Annotated in this window: 15 protein-coding genes; 5 read left to right on the top strand and 10 right to left on the bottom strand. The window is 59.1% G+C overall.

The annotated features are described in order from the left end of the window. Positions 1-87: 87 nt before the first annotated feature. The 5 genes from rpsD to DevBK_RS04095 form a co-directional block, all read right to left on the bottom strand. Positions 88-705: a 30S ribosomal protein S4 gene (rpsD, locus tag DevBK_RS04115; RefSeq protein WP_061911256.1), complete on the bottom strand. Its 618-nt coding sequence runs from the start codon at positions 703-705 to the stop codon at positions 88-90. A 173-nt stretch (positions 706-878) separates the two neighbouring features. Next, a complete protein-coding gene (locus DevBK_RS04110) occupies positions 879-2117 on the bottom strand; it encodes an MFS transporter (RefSeq protein WP_317184550.1) in 1239 nt (412 codons plus the stop codon). A gap of 67 nt (positions 2118-2184) precedes the next feature. Next, entirely contained in the window at positions 2185-2997 is an 813-nt protein-coding gene (locus DevBK_RS04105; protein ID WP_061911615.1) for an RNA methyltransferase, read from the bottom strand. A 56-nt stretch (positions 2998-3053) separates the two neighbouring features. Further along, positions 3054-3650: a GNAT family N-acetyltransferase gene (locus DevBK_RS04100; protein ID WP_062630400.1), complete on the bottom strand. Its 597-nt coding sequence runs from the start codon at positions 3648-3650 to the stop codon at positions 3054-3056. A gap of 180 nt (positions 3651-3830) precedes the next feature. Then, complete coding sequence (locus tag DevBK_RS04095; RefSeq protein WP_317184549.1) at positions 3831-4400, bottom strand: GNAT family protein; 570 nt, start codon at positions 4398-4400, stop codon at positions 3831-3833. A 57-nt stretch (positions 4401-4457) separates the two neighbouring features. On the opposite strand from DevBK_RS04095, the gene DevBK_RS20995 reads away from it, so the two are divergent. Both DevBK_RS20995 and DevBK_RS04090 read left to right on the top strand, forming a co-directional pair. Continuing rightward, on the top strand, positions 4458-4913 hold the full coding sequence (locus tag DevBK_RS20995; RefSeq protein ID WP_410494035.1) for a GFA family protein: 456 nt from the start codon (positions 4458-4460) through the stop codon (positions 4911-4913). Continuing rightward, entirely contained in the window at positions 4913-5248 is a 336-nt protein-coding gene (locus DevBK_RS04090) for a TfoX/Sxy family protein (RefSeq protein WP_317184548.1), read from the top strand. Before DevBK_RS20995 ends, DevBK_RS04090 begins: the two co-directional genes overlap by 1 nt. Before the next feature lie 2 nt (positions 5249-5250). Here the strand turns inward: DevBK_RS04090 and fabF are convergent, their stop codons facing one another. Beyond that, the gene (fabF, locus tag DevBK_RS04085; RefSeq protein WP_317184547.1) at positions 5251-6534 is read right to left on the bottom strand and encodes a beta-ketoacyl-ACP synthase II; all 1284 of its coding nucleotides are present in this window, start codon (positions 6532-6534) and stop codon (positions 5251-5253) included. A 58-nt stretch (positions 6535-6592) separates the two neighbouring features. Next, positions 6593-6967, bottom strand: a complete 375-nt coding sequence (locus tag DevBK_RS04080; protein WP_317184546.1) for a MarR family winged helix-turn-helix transcriptional regulator — start codon at positions 6965-6967, stop codon at positions 6593-6595. Positions 6968-7151: 184 nt separating this feature from the next. Here DevBK_RS04080 and DevBK_RS04075 point away from each other — a divergent pair, with 184 nt between their 5' ends. Next, positions 7152-8363: an NADP-dependent isocitrate dehydrogenase gene (locus DevBK_RS04075; RefSeq protein ID WP_317184545.1), complete on the top strand. Its 1212-nt coding sequence runs from the start codon at positions 7152-7154 to the stop codon at positions 8361-8363. A gap of 69 nt (positions 8364-8432) precedes the next feature. Here DevBK_RS04075 and DevBK_RS04070 read toward each other — a convergent pair whose 3' ends face one another. Beyond that, positions 8433-10130 (bottom strand): VWA domain-containing protein, encoded by a 1698-nt coding sequence (locus DevBK_RS04070; RefSeq protein WP_317184544.1) that lies wholly within the window; start codon positions 10128-10130, stop codon positions 8433-8435. A 197-nt stretch (positions 10131-10327) separates the two neighbouring features. Here DevBK_RS04070 and DevBK_RS04065 point away from each other — a divergent pair, with 197 nt between their 5' ends. Next, entirely contained in the window at positions 10328-11212 is an 885-nt protein-coding gene (locus DevBK_RS04065) for a DMT family transporter (protein WP_317184543.1), read from the top strand. A 109-nt stretch (positions 11213-11321) separates the two neighbouring features. Here DevBK_RS04065 and alaS read toward each other — a convergent pair whose 3' ends face one another. Next, positions 11322-13961 (bottom strand): alanine--tRNA ligase, encoded by a 2640-nt coding sequence (alaS, locus tag DevBK_RS04060; protein ID WP_317184542.1) that lies wholly within the window; start codon positions 13959-13961, stop codon positions 11322-11324. 265 nt (positions 13962-14226) lie between these two features. After that, the gene (gene recA, locus DevBK_RS04055; protein ID WP_061911241.1) at positions 14227-15297 is read right to left on the bottom strand and encodes a recombinase RecA; all 1071 of its coding nucleotides are present in this window, start codon (positions 15295-15297) and stop codon (positions 14227-14229) included. Positions 15298-15573: 276 nt separating this feature from the next. Here recA and araD1 point away from each other — a divergent pair, with 276 nt between their 5' ends. Continuing rightward, positions 15574-16569 carry an AraD1 family protein gene (araD1, locus tag DevBK_RS04050; protein WP_317184541.1) on the top strand — a complete coding sequence of 332 codons (996 nt, stop codon included), beginning with the start codon at positions 15574-15576 and terminating at the stop codon, positions 16567-16569. Positions 16570-16648: the final 79 nt, after the last annotated feature.

The raw sequence follows: 16648 nt of genomic DNA, 5'->3' as shown, positions 1-16648 counted from the left end.
AGCCTTTCCTTTTTAGACCATCTCATTGAGCCAAAAGAAAAGGGCCACCAGATGGCGGCCCTTCCCAGTTCTGTGCGTCGTGTTCGCTTAGCGCGAATAAAATTCGACGACGAGGTTCGGTTCCATCTGGACCGGGTACGGCACGTCCGAGAGAGCGGGCACGCGGGCGTAGGTGGCGACCATCTTGTTGTGGTCGACTTCTACGTAATCCGGCACATCGCGTTCAGCGAGCTGGACGGCTTCGAGAACGACGGTGAGCTGCTTGGAGCGCTCACGCACTTCGATCTTGTCGCCAACCTTGACCTGGTAGGATGGGATGTTCACGCGCTGGCCGTTGACGGTCACGTGGCCGTGGCTCACGAACTGACGAGCAGCAAACACCGTTGCGACGAACTTCGCACGATAGATGATCGCGTCGAGGCGCGACTCGAGCAGACCGATCAGGTTTTCACCAGTGTCGCCCTTGCGACGGCTGGCTTCGTCATAAAGACGACGGAAAGCCTTTTCAGTGATCGAGCCATAGTAGCCCTTCAGCTTCTGCTTGGCGCGGAGCTGCAGACCGTAGTCCGAAAGCTTGCCCTTGCGACGCTGACCGTGCTGGCCGGGGCCATAGGCACGTGCGTTGAGCGGGGACTTCGGACGGCCCCAGATGTTCTCGCCAAGACGGCGGTCAATCTTGTACTTTACAGAATGACGCTTCGACATCGCGTATCCCTTTCATAGTTTGAATGGATCGCGCCCTCCTTTGCCCTCGTCGCCGAGGGCCGACAGATTCCTAAAAATTCAGGAGATCCCGGGTGCGCCTATAAGGCCCGAGGGCCGGATAGGTGGGCGCTTGATAGTGGCGAGGGGCCATCCTGTCAAGCGCCGGAGGGGTTTCAGACCATCTTCTTGTCCAAACTGTCCTGCTCTCGCAGTTGCGGAAAGAGCCGGCTCCAGAGCCCAGCGACGAGCATGGCGCCGACACCTCCGACGGCCACCGCGGCAACCGGACCGATGAAGTGCGCAACGGTCCCGGCGCGAAACTCTCCAAGCTCGTTGGATGCACCAATGAAGACTGAATTGACCGCGTTGACACGTCCGCGGACCTCTTCCGGCGTCCAAAGCTGCATGATGGTTTCGCGGATCGTGACGCTGACCATGTCGGCAGCACCCACCAGCATCAACGCAGCAATGGAGAGCCAAACGCTGGTCGAGAGGCCGAAGACGAGCGTGAAGAGACCAAAGAGCGCCACGAAGGCAAAGAGGGTCTTGCCCGCATGCTTGCGCACCGGGAACTTGGTCAAGACGAGCGCCATGGTGAGCGCGCCAATTCCGGGCGCGGCGCGCAGCACGCCGAATTCCATTGGCCCGCCGTGGAGGATTTCCTCGGTAAAGGCAGGCAGCAGCGCAACGGCGCCGCCCATGAGCACCGCAAACATGTCCAAAGAGATGGCACCGAGCACCACCTTGTTGGACAGAATGTAGCGGAAGCCTCCAAAGATGGTTTCAAGGCTCGTCGCCTGCTGGGCCCGTTGCTGAGTGGGCTTCGGAATGAGAATGACGCAGACAGCGCCGCAGACCAGCAGCACGGCGGCTGTGCCAAAGGCGAGGATCGGACTGATTGCGTAGAGGACACCACCAACAGATGGTCCAGCGATACTGGCAATCTGCCAGGCCGACGCATTGACTGTGATCGCGTTTGATAGTGCCTCAGGCGGCACCAGATTTGGCGCCAGCGATTGCGCCGCAGGACCCCAGAAGGCGCGGGCGGTGCCGAGGACAACCAGAATGACAAAGATCGGCCAGACCTGATGGGCTTCAACCTCGACCAAGGCCAGAAATCCGAGGGCGCAGAGCAATTCCACGGTAAGGCAGATTGCCATGATGCCGCGACGATTGAAGCGGTCGGCGGTCAATCCCGTAACGAGGATAAGGCAGAGCGCCGGGAGAAACAGACATAGCCCAACAAGGCCGAGCAGGAAATAATCACCAGTCACGGCAAAAATCTGCCAGGCGATGGAGACCGACATGATCTGCACGGCAAAGCTGACGAACAGTGTCGTCAGCCAGAAAAAGCGAAAGCCGGGATAGGTAAAGGCAAGCCGATTTGGCTCAGTAGGATGGGTCGTGGACATGATGACCCGGCATGACACTTTGTCGCACCGGCGTCAAAGGCGAATCTGGCCCGATCCGTTCGGCAGATTAATCCGTGATCGGTTTATCGGCCTCAGCCTTCTGCCGGTTTGGATTTGGGCGCTCATGGCGCCGGTCGATCGAAGAAATCACGCCACGCAGTGTGCGGATTTCCTGGCTGGTAAATCGCCCCCGGGTGAGCGCCGTGCGCAGATTGTTGACCATGCTCGGCCGCTTATCCGGCGTCGTGAAGAAGCCACTCTGATCAAGCACGCCTTCGAGATGCTCGAACAGCCCGACAAGTTCATTGCGCGGCGCGGCTTCATCGAGCCCGTCCCCAAAGGGCAGATCTTTGCCCGGGCCACCATGGCGGCGCCATTCATATGCCATCAACAACACCGCCTGGGCGATGTTGAGAGACGCGAATGCTGGTTCGACCGGGAGGGTTACGATTGCGTCCGACATGGCGACTTCATCATTGAGAAGGCCCCAACGCTCGCGACCGAACAGCAATCCTGCCCCCTGCCCGGCATTGATGCTCTGGGCCATGTTGATCGATGCTTCTTCCGGCCCCAACACTTCCTTCTGCATGTCGCGCGAACGGGCCGTCGTGGCATAGACCAGCTTGAGGTCGGCAATGGCGTCTTCCAGCGTTTCGAAAACACGCACTCTTTCGAGCACATGATCGGCGCGGGAGGCGGCTGCTACCGCCTTTTCATTCGGCCAACCGTCGCGCGGGCGAACAAGGCGCAGGTCCCACAGCCCGAAATTGGCCATGGCGCGTGCCGCAGTGCCGATATTCTCGCCTAATTGCGGTTCGCATAAAATAATCGCTGGCCCCGGGGCCAGCGTTATGGAGAGGGAAGTGTCAGTGCCTGCCATCTGCGCCATCCAGCCGATTTGGCGGCGACATAGCGCAGATGCGCCTCAGGTGCAAATCAGGCCACGCGTTCGCGAAGCGGCAATGGGCGCACCTTGGACGATGCCTGCCATTCGCGATCGAGAATGGCAAAGTGCAGTTCCTCGTCCCATTCGCCCTGGAACAGCGCGTGTTCACGATAGTGAGCTTCAAGGCGCATACCGAGCTTCTGCATCAGCTTGGCCGAGTGATGATTGCGGCCATCGCAGCGCACGAAAATGCGGTGAATGCGGAAATGATCGAAGGAGAGGTTCAGCATCGCCGTGAGAGCTTCGGTGAGGAAGCCGTTACCAGCATGAGCCGGATCGATGCAGAAAAGCAATTCACCCTGCCCCGCGGTCGCGTCAGACCATTTCAGCGACACATGACCGAGGACGGCCTGATCGCCTTTGCGCTGCATCGCAAGGGTCAGAACATCGCCCGGACGCTGCAAACCGATCTGGTTGCGCATGACTTCGACGGCGCCGGCAACATCTTCAGCATAGCGCGTTGGGCGAGCCAGGTAGCGTTGGACGGACGGCAGAGTGAGATAGCGCGCGACCAGGCGCACATCACTGCGCTCAAACGGACGAAGAACAAGACGATTGGTAGTGATTGGAAAATTCAAACCCGACATGACGATTCCGCCCCTTATGTAAGCTGCTGGACGCTCCAAGGGGACAACGGCATGATCGGATGGAAGTTCCTGCAATATCTAATGAAATTCAGTTCACTTAGCACTTGCAGGCACAAACAGGGACGTCTCCGGATGACATTGGTGAAACCACATATCATGGAGCAATACGTCTTGCGGCGATCAGGGCTGGTTGTCGCCCTGCCATTCGCGCTGCAAAACAGCATAGATGAACTCCTCATCCCAGCCACCCTTGTACCGTGCATGCTCGCGAAAGTGTGCTTCACGGCGCATGCCCAACCGCTCCATGAGGCGCCACGACGGACTGTTCCGCGCGTCACACCGTGCAAAGATGCGATGGATGTCCCCACCATAAAATCCTAGGTTGATGACCGCACGCGCCGCCTCCGTCGCGTAGCCACGGCCCTGATATTCCGGGTGAAAAATCCAACCTATCTCGGCCTGACGGGCATCGACGTCTCGCCAAATGAGCGACATTTCGCCAATGACACGCGAGCTGTCTGAGAGCTCCACCGCCAGCACAATCTTATCGCCCTCTTCTGCCCAATTGGTATGGACGATGCGCTGCTGCACCGCTTGGGCGCACTCATCTCGGCTGAGCGCTGAATCGAAGAGGTAGAGTGCGACATCAGCCCGACCGCGATAGTCGAACACCGCATCGACATCACCGCGGGTGAATGGGCGGAGCCGCAACCTTTGTGTCGATACCGGGAAGTGCGGATAGTAACCCATGATACTTTCTCCGCGGATTAAGGGGACGTCGAGGCATCTTGCAGACCCGCACCGAGCATGCAACTTTTTGCCATGACCCACAAAAACAATCTTAACCTGGATCAATACGGACACTGTGACTGCGGTGCCAATTCCGTTCACGTCGCCGGCCGACCCGTGTCCATGTTCATGTGCTCATGCGAGAATTGCCAGCGCGTTGGCGGCGCCGGACATTCTGCTGTCGTTCTTTTACGTGCTGAAGACGTTCGGACGCGAGGCGCGCTGAAGTCGATCTCCCGCCCGGCTGCATCCGGAGCAAGCTTCACGCGCCACTTCTGCCCCGAATGTGGCACTACGCTACTCGCTCAGAGTTCGCGCGCCCCTGCGCTTCGTATAGTGCCTGTGGGCATTTTCGCGGGTGCCAATGACTGGTTCAAGCCAAACCAGTTGATCTTTTCACGGAGCCATCAAGCCTGGGATCTGATCGCCGATCACCTTCCGCGTCACGACACCTATAGAAAGGACGAAGCGTGATGAGCCTGGCATGCGACGAGTTGAGCGATCGCGTCCGCGATGTCCTCGGGCCCCTGCCTTTTCTCACCGAGAGGAAAATGTTCGGCGGCCGCGCATTTATGCAAAACGGAAACATGCTGTGCTGCCCGACAAAGGAAGGCAGTCTCATTGTCCGCGTGGGCAAGGACGGAATGGATGAGGCGCTTGCTATTTCTGGAGCCAGCATCATGGATATGGGCGGCCGCAGCATGACCGGCTTCGTCGTCGTCTCGGGCGATGCCCTCGAAGACGACGACAATCTCGCTGATTGGCTGGGGCGATGCCGACGCTTTGTCGCCACGCTCCCAGCCAAATAGAATTACGGCGCTTTGCCGAAGACAAGCGCCGCGTTGACGCCGCCAAAACCAAAGGAATTGGACAGCACGTAGTCCAACTGCTTGGGCTTTGCCTTGTTCGGCACCAGATCGAAAATGTCTGCCTCTTCCACCGGATCGTCGAGATTGATCGTCGGCGGCAGCATGTCGTTGCGGATGGCTTGAATCGCCACGATAGCTTCGAGCGCCCCTGCTGCGCCGAGAAGATGACCCGTAGCCGACTTGGTGGACGAAACCGCCAGATCCTTGCCGCGCCCGGAGAAGACGGCGCCGATGCCGGCAATCTCAGCCATATCGCCGACCTGAGTCGATGTCGCATGCGCGTTGACGTAACCAATCGCTGACTGGTCAATCCCAGCCATTTTGATCGCATTGCGCATCGCAACCTGCGCTCCTGCCCCATCCGGAGACCCTGAGGTCAGATGATAGGCATCAGCCGATGTGCCGTAGCCGGCAACCATCGCCAAAGGCGTCGCACCGCGCTTTAGCGCATGGCTGAGCTTTTCTATGACGACAACAGCAGCGCCCTCCGACAGCACAAAGCCATCATGGCCCTTATCGAATGGCCGTGAGGCTTTGGTGGGATCATCCGCATAGGCCGTGGAAAGCGCGCGGGCGGCGCCAAAACCGCCGACCGAAATAGGATCGACGGATCCCTCGGCACCACCGGCCACGACGACTTCGGCTTCACCGGTCAGCAGCAGCCGCACACCATCGCCAAGCGCCTGAGCGGAAGCAGCACAAGCCGTAACCGGCGTGCCTATTGGACCGCGAAATTGGTAGCGAATGGATATCCAGCCAGCGGCGAGATTGGCGAGGAAGGACGGCACGGTGAAAGGCGACAACCGGCGCGGTCCCTTCTCGCGGATCGTCTCGACCGCCTTGGCCATCACTGGCGAACCGCCGACGCCCGAACCGATGATCGTCGCGGTAGCCTGTTGGTCCTCAAGCGTTTCGGGAAACCAATTCGCCTGCGCTAGGGCTTCAGCCGTCGCACCCAAAGCGTATTGGATGAAGAGGTCCATTTTCTTGACCTCCTTTGCATCGATGAAATCAACGGGATCAAAGCCGTGCTCATCGCGATCCTTGCCCGGCACGAGGCCGGCGATAGGCGACACAAAGCCTTCGGTATCGAACCGGTCATTGCGCACGATACCGCTTTTGCCCTCGATCAATCGGCGCCAGAAAACCTCGACACCAACGCCAAGTGGGGTCACTGCTCCCATGCCTGTAACGACGATTGGATCAGATGGATCGGGCTTCAGCATGGGTTTGTCCTGTGTTTGAACGGGTTCATTTGGAGATAGTCTGTGTGGGAGGTCCCGCCTAAAGGCGGGCGATAGTGCGGAGCCCGTTAATAACAGTCTCATAATTGGGGTCGCGCAGTGCGAGGCGCAGGTCGGCAATCGAGCGTCGCCATTCGGGAACAGCTTTGTCGAAAGCCGCGCGGCCAGTTTCCGTCAGGGCAAAGGGCCGCGCTTTTCCCTCGGCAGTCGCTTCGGTTGCGATCAAGCCTTTTCGTTCGAGCAGCGCCAGATTGCGCGACAACGTGGTGCGTTCCATGGCCAGTTCGCTCGCCATTTCCGAAATGGAGCGGTTCGGCCGGCTGACCAGCATCCCCATGATATTAAATTGCGCCGCGGTAACGCCGAACGGTCGTAGGCGCCGATCGGCCAGACGCGTGACTGTCCGAGCGGCCATTCGCGTGTTCAGCACAAGGCAAATATCAAAATCATCCTGCATGGCAGTTCAATACACCCGTGCATATGCACGGGTCAATGGCATGCCCCCTTGCCGGACCCGTCTTTGCGCTTCGCGCTCATAATGCTATAGGGGCTGCGAAATTGGCCGAGGGGCCAAAGCAAGGATTTTCAGGGAGTATCCGATGAGCAAGATCAAAGTCGCCAACCCAGTTGTGGACCTCGACGGCGATGAAATGACCCGCATCATCTGGCAGGCGATCAAGGACAAGCTGATCCATCCCTACCTCGATCTCGACATCAAGTATTATGATCTCTCGATCGAAAACCGCGACGCCACCAACGATCGGGTGACCGTGGATTCGGCCAATGCCATTCGCGAATATGGCGTTGGCATCAAGTGCGCCACCATCACCCCCGATGAGCAGCGCGTCGAAGAATTCGGCCTCAAGAAGATGTGGAAGTCGCCCAACGGCACGATCCGCAACATCCTTGGCGGCGTGATCTTCCGCGAGCCCATCATCTGCAAGAACGTGCCGCGCCTCGTTCCCGGTTGGACCCAGCCGATCATCGTCGGCCGTCACGCCTTTGGCGACCAGTACCGCGCCACCGACTTCACCTTCCCCGGCAAGGGCACGTTGACCATCAAGTTCACCGGCGAAGACGGTCAGGTCATCGAGCACGAAGTCTATCAGGCTCCGGGCGCTGGCGTGGCGATGGCCATGTACAACCAGGACGAGTCGATCCGGGACTTCGCCTATTCGAGCTTCAACTACGGCCTCGCCCGTGGCGTGCCGGTCTACCTCTCGACCAAAAACACCATTCTCAAGGTCTATGACGGCCGCTTCAAGGATATCTTCCAGGAGATCTATGAAGCCGAGTTCAAGGAAAAGTTCGAAGCCAAGAAGATCTGGTACGAACACCGCCTGATCGACGATATGGTTGCTTCGGCCCTTAAGTGGTCAGGCGGCTATGTCTGGGCCTGTAAGAACTATGACGGCGACGTGCAATCCGACATCGTGGCCCAGGGCTTTGGCTCGCTCGGCCTGATGACCTCGGTTCTGGCAACGCCCGATGGCAAGATCGTGGAATCGGAAGCCGCCCACGGCACCGTGACCCGTCACTACCGCCAGCACCAGCAGGGTAAGGAAACCTCGACGAACTCGACCGCGTCGATCTTCGCCTGGACCCGTGGCCTCGCACACCGCGCCAAGCTCGACGACAACGCGGCACTCGCCAAGTTTGCCTCGACGCTCGAAAAGGTCACCGTCGACACCATCGAAGAAGGCAAGATGACCAAGGATCTCTCCTTGCTCGTCGGCCCAGATCAGCCATGGCTCTCGACCATCGGCTTCCTCGACGCCATTGACGCCAACCTCCAGAAGGCCATGGCGTAAGCGCTCTAATCGCTTTGAATTGAAAAAGGCCGGATCTCGCGATCCGGCCTTTGCTTTTGGGGTACAGCCCTACTTTTTCTTCCCCCCGGCTTTCGGCGGCGTGATGGTCAACTCGAACCGCTCGCCCGCCTTGATGGTCACCGGCGTTTCGCTTTCGACATCGCCCTTTTCTGAAAACACGATGTAGTCGCCCGCTTTGAGAGTGGTTTGCACGTTCGGCCCATAGCCATAGTCGAACGATGTAATATTGCCCGCGATGTCCTTGGTGGGGCTGCGGAATTCGACATAATCGTCGCTCGGTGTCGTCACCGCCAGCACGCCTGCGTCGAGCACAACCGGAACATCCGTCCGCTCTCCGGTCGCGACACTGAACGGTATCTGGCCCGTCGTGCCGTCGAGCTTATAGTCCATGACGTAGTCGCCCGGCGCCAGCTCGAAATCCTGCTCGCCATCGTAGCCATAAGCTATCGAATTCCGCGTGCCATCAAGCGCCACCTTGGCATCGAAGATTTCCATGTAGAGGTCGTTATCTTCGACCTTCACGCCAGGCGCGTACTCCGCCTTGAAGAAGACGAGACCCGTACCAACGATAACGTCCTCATCGACCGTTTCGCCTGCCTTTACCGTGTACGACCGAGTCACTGTGGCCTCTCCGATCGTCACGTCGAAGTCGAGCTTTCCGGCGGGCAGAACCAGGATCTTGTCGCCATATTGCGTCGTGACATTTTCGCCGTTGTGGCGAATTCCGATCGAGGCATTTTCATTCACCTCGGCACCCTCGCTCGACTTCGGGTGCAGCTTGAAGACGGCTGCGTTGAGGATGAAATGAGTGTCGTTGACCTTGTCTGCAACGATTGTCACCGGCTGTTCGGCAGTTGCATAACCATATTTGACCGTGACGATGTAATTGCCGGGGTCCAGCGTCCCTTTAAAGCGGGCGTAATAGTCGGTGTCTATCCATTCGCCCTTGGTGCCGTCGGGGTTCACTTTGAACCACTGCCAGGTCAGATTAAGCGGACCACCGTCCTCGATATCCGGTCCACCTTCGGACAGCGACGCGGTCGGCGCAAAGTTGTATTCGACCTTAGGCGCCGGTTCAGGTTTCGGGGCTGGTTCGGGCTCTGGTTTCGGCTCGGCCTGTACCACTTGCGCGACGGTCTTTGTCAACGCGTCGACAAGGCCCGCACCATCGGCGGCAGAAAGATATTGGCCGCCCGTATTTTCCGCGAGACAAGCCACCTGCTGGCCTTCTTCATCGGAGAGACCAAAGCCCAGGACATGGGTGGTAAAATCGACGCCCTGCTTTTCAAGTTCGCTTGCAAGCTGGCACGGATCGACCTCGCAGGTTTCGAGCCCATCGGTAATGAGGATGACCGTGGCCTTTTCCTCGGTGTAGCGCAGGTCTTCCGCCGCAAGTTTTACTGCGTCGGAAATCGGCGTCATCCCCTTGGGATTGATGCTATCCGCCGCTTTGGCGATCGCCGCTCCCGTGCCGACGGCTGGCTCGACCAGCATTTCGATATCGCCGCAATCGCCCTTCTTGCGATGCCCATAGGTCATGAAACCGAGTTCGAGATCGTCCGGCAGATCCGCTAAAACTGACGCCAGCGTTTCACGCGCAATGGTGATCCGCGCCTTGCCATCGATCTGCGCCCACATGGAACCGGATCCATCGAGCACGATGATGGCGCGCTCCGCCGATAAGGCCGGAAAAGCCAGGCCCAGCGCGGCTATCGCGCCAAGCATGGCTCGCTTGAACATAGTCATGGAATGCCCTCCAGAAGCGGCCGGTCACCGGTCCGCCATGCTCCAACCAAGCCATTGCGCGGCTGAAGCCGGGATGAATGGCGGAGCCAGATTATCCCGAGTTAAGGCGGACTAGAAGAGCGTGACCGCGAAGAACAAGCTTAGTATGGTAGATTGCTCGCTCACGAGTCCAAACCCCGATTTGTCAGGTAGTTGAGATGCCCGTCGGCGTCATTCTGGCCTTTTTGGCCTATGCCAGTTATTCCATCGGTGATGCGCTGATCAAAGCGACGGGATCCGGCCTGTCGGTGTTCGAAATCGCGTTTTTCACCACCAGCTTTTCGATCATTCCCGCTTGGCTGACAAAGCGCGGCGAGCGCTGGCGCGACATCTATAAGTTGCAGCATCCCTGGCTTGTGCACCTGCGCTGCGCAACGGCGATCTCGGCCACGGCTTGCGTCATGTATGCCTTTACCCACATTGCCTTTGCCGACGTCTATGCCATTGGTTTTACAACACCTTTGTTCGTGACCCTGCTGTCGGTAGTGCTTCTCCACGAGCATGTTTCCGTGCCGCGTTGGCTGCTCCTGCTCCTCAGTTTCCTCGGCGTTGTCCTGGTTATCCGTCCGGGTCTTCGCGAACTTGAAATGGGCCATTACGTGATGATGGTGGCTGCCGTTCTGGCCGCGGTCACGACCACCGTGCTCCGCCACGTAGCGCCTAAAGAGAGACGCGTCAGCCTTGTCGGGCTCCAAGTGCTCTATTCCGGAATTTTCAATGGCTTCATGATGATACCGACTTTCGTGGTCCCCAATCTGGAGCAGATGGCGATCCTTTTGGGCATTGGTCTACTCGGTGGTGTCGGTGCGCTGCTGCTCATTCAGGCGAGCAAGCAAACGCCTGCCAACCTGATCGCACCGGTTCAGTACAGTCAGCTGATCTGGGCGATCCTGTTCGGCGCACTTTTCTTCGGTGAATATCCGGACTGGATTGCGGTCGTCGGGATGCTGATCGTGGTCGGAGCGGGGTTGATGAATGTGCTCAGCGAGAAGCGACCGATCCGCTGGAAGCCGCGAGTGTTCTTCTTCCGGATTGGGGAGTGATCCGGTAGCAGTCCGTTACCATCGACGCGTCCTCAGCGGCGAATTGGTTCTAGAAACGACAAACCCCGCACCGATGGCGCGGGGTTTTGTGTTTAAGGCTGCCGTTCGATCAGATCAGGGCGCGAATAGCGGCGACGGCGTCGTCGGCCTTGGAGGCATCTGGACCGCCACCCTGGGCCATGTCCGGACGGCCACCACCACCCTGCCCGCCCAGCGCGGCAGTCGCCGACTTGATCAGAGTGCCGGCGGCATATTTGCCGGTGAGGTCTTCCGTCACGCCGATGGCCACGGTGCCCTTGCCGTCTTCGCCCTTGAGAACGATGACAACGACGCCGGAGCCGATGCGCTTCTTTTCAGCGTCGACGACCGTCTTGATATCCTTGGCGGCGACGCCTTCGACAACGCGGCCGACGAAAGTGACACCATTGACGGTTTCAGTGGCACTGCCGCCTTCGCCGCTGCCGCCGAGCGCCAGCTTCTGGCGCGCGTCGCTCAGGGCCTTTTCCGCGCTCTTGATCTGGTTTTGCAGGGCTTCGATGCGCTCGAGCACTTCATGCGTGCCGGAGCGGAGGAGGCTGGCAGCCGACGAGACGATGTTGACATTTGTATTGCCGCGATGCCGGGCGGCCTTGCCGGTGAGGGCCTCGATGCGGCGGACGCCTGCGGCAGACGCGGTCTCGGTGACAACCGAAACGAGGCCGATATCGCCGGTGCGACGCACATGGGTGCCGCCGCAGAGTTCGACAGACCAGCCAAGGCCATTGCCGGTCGGCTCGCCCATGGAGACGACGCGGACTTCATCGCCATACTTCTCGCCGAAGAGCGCGCGCGCGCCCGATTCCTTGGCTTCATCGACGCCCATCAGCCGCGTTTCGACCGCCGTATTCTGAAGGATGATCGTATTGGCGATATCCTCGACCTCGGCGATTTCCTGCGGGGTCATCGGCTTTGTATGGACAAAGTCGAAGCGCAGGCGATCGGAGGACACCATCGAACCCTTTTGCGCGACGTGGTCGCCGAGCACGAGGCGCAGGGCTTCGTGCAGCAGGTGGGTGGCCGAATGGTTGGAGCGGATCGAGGAGCGCCGCTCGTGATCGACGACGAGCTCGACAGCCTGACCGACCTTGAGGGTGCCTTCGGTGACCTTCACCTTGTGGCTGAAGACGCCATGGTGCTTGCCGGTATCGAGAACGTCGGCAGCAAAGCCTTCGCCCTTGATGACGCCGGAGTCGCCGACCTGGCCGCCGCTCTCGCCATAGAATGGGGTCTGGTTGACGATGACGACGCCGTCCTGACCGGCAGCGATCTCGGCGACTTCTGCGCCATCGACCAGCAATGCCTTGATCTCGCCTTCGGCCGTCTCGGTTTCGTAGCCGAGGAATTCTGTCGGTCCGAGCTTGTCGGCAAGACCATACCAGACGGTATCGGTGGCCGCTTCACCCGAGCCAGCCCAGTTCTTGCGGGCTTCAGCCTTTTGCTGGGCCATGGCAGCGTCGAACCCTGCCTGATCGACCGTGATATTGCGCGAACGCAGGGCGTCCTGCGTCAAATCGAGCGGGAAACCATAGGTATCATAGAGCTTGAAGGCGGCGGCGCCGTTGAGCACATCACCTTCGCCGAGACCGGATGTTTCCGATTCAAGAATCTGCAGGCCACGGCCAAGCGTCTTGAGGAAGCGGCCTTCTTCGAGGCGGACGGTCTCGGCGATCATGGCTTCGCCGCGGCTAAGTTCGGGATAGGCCTGGCCCATTTCCCGAACGAGCGCGGGGACAAGCTTGTAGATCGTCGGTTCGCTCGCGCCCAGAAGGGTTGCGTGACGCATGGCGCGGCGCATGATGCGGCGGAGGACATAGCCGCGGCCTTCATTGGACGGCAGCACGCCTTCGGCAATGAGGAAGCTCATCGAGCGGAGGTGATCGGCGATGACGCGGAGGCTCCGATTGCCCGGACCATCGACGTCGGCATTGGTGGCATTGGCGGCGGCCGAGATCAGCGCCTTGAAGAGATCGATGTCGTAATTGTCGTGAACGCCCTGCATGACTGCAGCAACACGTTCGAGACCCATGCCGGTGTCGATGGACGGACGCGGCAGGCCGGTGCGCGACCCATCGGCATGCTGTTCGAACTGCATGAAGACGAGGTTCCAGATTTCGATCCAGCGATCGCCATCTTCATCCGGCGAGCCCGGAGGGCCGCCCCAGACCTTGTCACCATGGTCATAGAAGATTTCCGAGCACGGACCGCAGGGACCGGTATCGCCCATCTGCCAGAAATTCGACTTGGCGCCGAGGCGCACGATGCGGTCTTCGGATAGGCCTGCGATCTTCTTCCAGAGTTCGAGCGCTTCGTCATCGTCCTGATAGACAGTGACCATCAGCTTGTCGCGCGAAAGGCCCCAGTCCTTGGTGAGAAGGTTCCAGGCGAGCTCGATCGCTTGCGGTTTGAAATAGTCGCCGAACGAGAAATTGCCCAGCATTTCAAAGAAGGTGTGGTGGCGCGCGGTGAAGCCGACATTGTCGAGGTCGTTATGCTTGCCGCCGGCACGCACGCATTTCTGGGCCGTCGTCGCCGTCGAATAGGGGCGCTTTTCAAGACCCGTGAAGACATTCTTGAACTGCACCATGCCGGCATTGGTGAACATCAGCGTCGGATCATTGCGCGGCACGAGCGGGCTCGAGGCGACGGCTTCGTGGCCATTGCGGGCGAAGTAATCGACAAAGCTCGAGCGGAGATCGTTTACGCTGGTCATCAACAGGCTTTCATGACGAACAGAACGCGGGCGCGTCCAGAAAGAAACGTGGCTTTCTATCGTGCGAATGACGGAAATGTCCAGCATTGCGGCGATATTGGGATGGGAGAAGGTTGGGGTGGCTGATGCCGATACCTCAGCACTTGTTTCCTCTCCACAAGGAGAAGAGCAGCATCGGACCAACTGCCAATTACAACTCACCCTAGAAAAAGACCCCCGCCGATGGCGAGGGTCGAAAAGTATGCATGGGATTTTTGTGGAGGCTTTATTCGTCGCCGGCGTCTTCCTCGCCACCGGCCACGAGCAAGACTTCGCCAAGGAGGCCCGAACTCTCGCGGACGCCCTGCTCGATCGTGTTGGCAATCTCAGGATTATCCTTGAGGAACTGACGGGCGTTTTCACGGCCTTGCCCCAGGCGCTGGCTATCCCAGGAGAACCAGGCACCAGATTTGTCGACGATGCCGGACTTGACGCCGAGATCGAGCAATTCGCCAGTCTTGGAAATGCCTTCGCCATACATGATGTCGAATTCGACCTGACGGAACGGCGGAGCAAGCTTGTTCTTGACCACCTTGACGCGGGTCTGGTTGCCAACGATCTCTTCGCGATCCTTGAGCGCGCCGATGCGGCGGATATCGAGACGAACCGAAGCATAGAATTTCAGCGCATTGCCGCCCGTGGTCGTTTCGGGCGAGCCGTACATCACGCCGATCTTCATGCGGATCTGATTGATGAAGATGACGAGGCACTTGGACTTCGAAATAGACGAGGTCAGCTTGCGCATGGCCTGGCTCATCAGGCGGGCCTGAAGGCCTGGAAGCGCATCACCCATTTCGCCTTCGAGTTCGGCGCGCGGGGTGAGCGCTGCAACCGAGTCGACGACGAGAACGTCGATAGCACCGGACCGGACCAGCGTGTCGGTGATTTCGAGCGCCTGTTCGCCGGCATCCGGCTGGGAAATCAACAGGTCATCGACATTGACGCCGAGCTTACGCGCATAGACCGGATCGAGCGCATGTTCCGCGTCGACAAAGGCGCAGATGCCCCCTTTGCGCTGCGCTTCGGCAATGACATGCAAAGCCAGCGTCGTCTTGCCCGAGCTTTCCGGCCCGAAGATTTCGACGATACGGCCCTTGGGCAATCCGCCAATACCAAGCGCGATATCGAGACCGAGCGAGCCGGTCGAGATCGATTCCACTTCGATTGCGGAATTTTCGCCCAGGCGCATGATCGAGCCCTTGCCGAAATTCCGCTCGATCTGGCTCAGCGCTGCCGCAAGAGCCTTGTCCTTATCCATCGATCCACCCTCAACAACGCGAAGCGGCGAGCTAGCCATGATTTCTCTCCTTATTTCACGCTCTCGAGGACCACGCAACGCGCTGGGTCGAGAGATCAATGTCCACAAATCGTGCTGTATTTGTTCTCATTATGTTTCGGTACTGTCAAGGCACAAAAAGAGAACATTTAGATTGACCGATGCGACCTCGTGTGATGATTCTACGGATGATTGGGACCGCGAGTCTCAAAAGTATGATTTTTGACTAGACAGGCTGCGACTGGTTGCGCTTTATGCCTGCCAAGCTGCCGAAGGCCCCAGGAGGCAAGGAAAGTCATGCACCTTATCCAGTATTTCGATGACAATGGCACCCGCGCCGTGGGCGTGACGCGCGACGGAGCGACTCGCAAGGTCGAGGGCGTCAGCAGTGTCTATGAACTGGCTCAGGCAGCCCTGGCGGGCCTTGGCGGTCTATCGGCCGCGATCGATGCGCGTGGTCTTGGTGTCACTGTAGATAAGGCCGCCCTTTTGGCCGAGGGCCGGTTGCTGGCTCCTATCGATCACCCCGACGCGACGCATATGCATGTAACTGGTACTGGCCTGACCCATCTCGGATCGGCCGCAACGCGCGACGCCATGCACAAGAGCAATGGTGAAAAGCCGGCGGGCGAATTGACCGACAGCATGAAAATGTTCCGCATGGGGCTGGAAAACGGCAAGCCAACTGGCGGCGAAAAGGGTGTGCAGCCTGAATGGTTCTATAAGGGCAATGGCCATATCGTTTCCAATCCAGGCCATCCCATCCCCTCGCCGTCCTTTGCGCTCGACGCAGGCGAAGAGCCGGAGATCGCCGGCATTTACCTGATCGATGCCAATGGTCAGCCACGCCGCCTCGGCTTTGCATTGGCCAACGAATTTTCCGACCACGTGACCGAGCGGATCAACTATCTCTATCTGGCGCATTCCAAACTGCGCGCCTGCTCTTTTGGCCCGGAATTGCGGGTCGGCGATCTGCCCAATCATATCGAAGGGATGTCGCGCATCCGTCGCGACGGCGAAGTGCTCTGGGAAAAGCCGTTCCTCTCCGGCGAGGACAATATGAGCCACACCATCGCCAACCTCGAATATCACCACTTCAAATATGGCCTCTTCCGTGAGCCAGGCGATGTGCATGTCCATATGTTCGGGACGGCGACGCTGAGCTTTGCGGATGGCATCTCGACCAAGGAAAACGACATCTTCGAAATCGAGGAGAGCCAGTTCGGCTTGCCGTTGCGCAATCCGGTGCGTCTCGAGCAGGAAAAGCCAGTGCTGATCAGCGGGCTCTACTGAGCGTCTCGCAAGACTGACATCGGGCCTCTCGCTGAAAAGCGAGGGGCCCTTTTTGTTTGTCTGAGGGGGCTGCACTTTA

Origin of the sequence: Devosia sp. BK, from assembly GCF_032907385.1 — a bacterium.
GTDB lineage: Bacteria > Pseudomonadota > Alphaproteobacteria > Rhizobiales > Devosiaceae > Devosia.
Note: the sequence above shows the minus strand (reverse complement) of the source record. Positions and strands in the feature narration are given on the sequence as shown.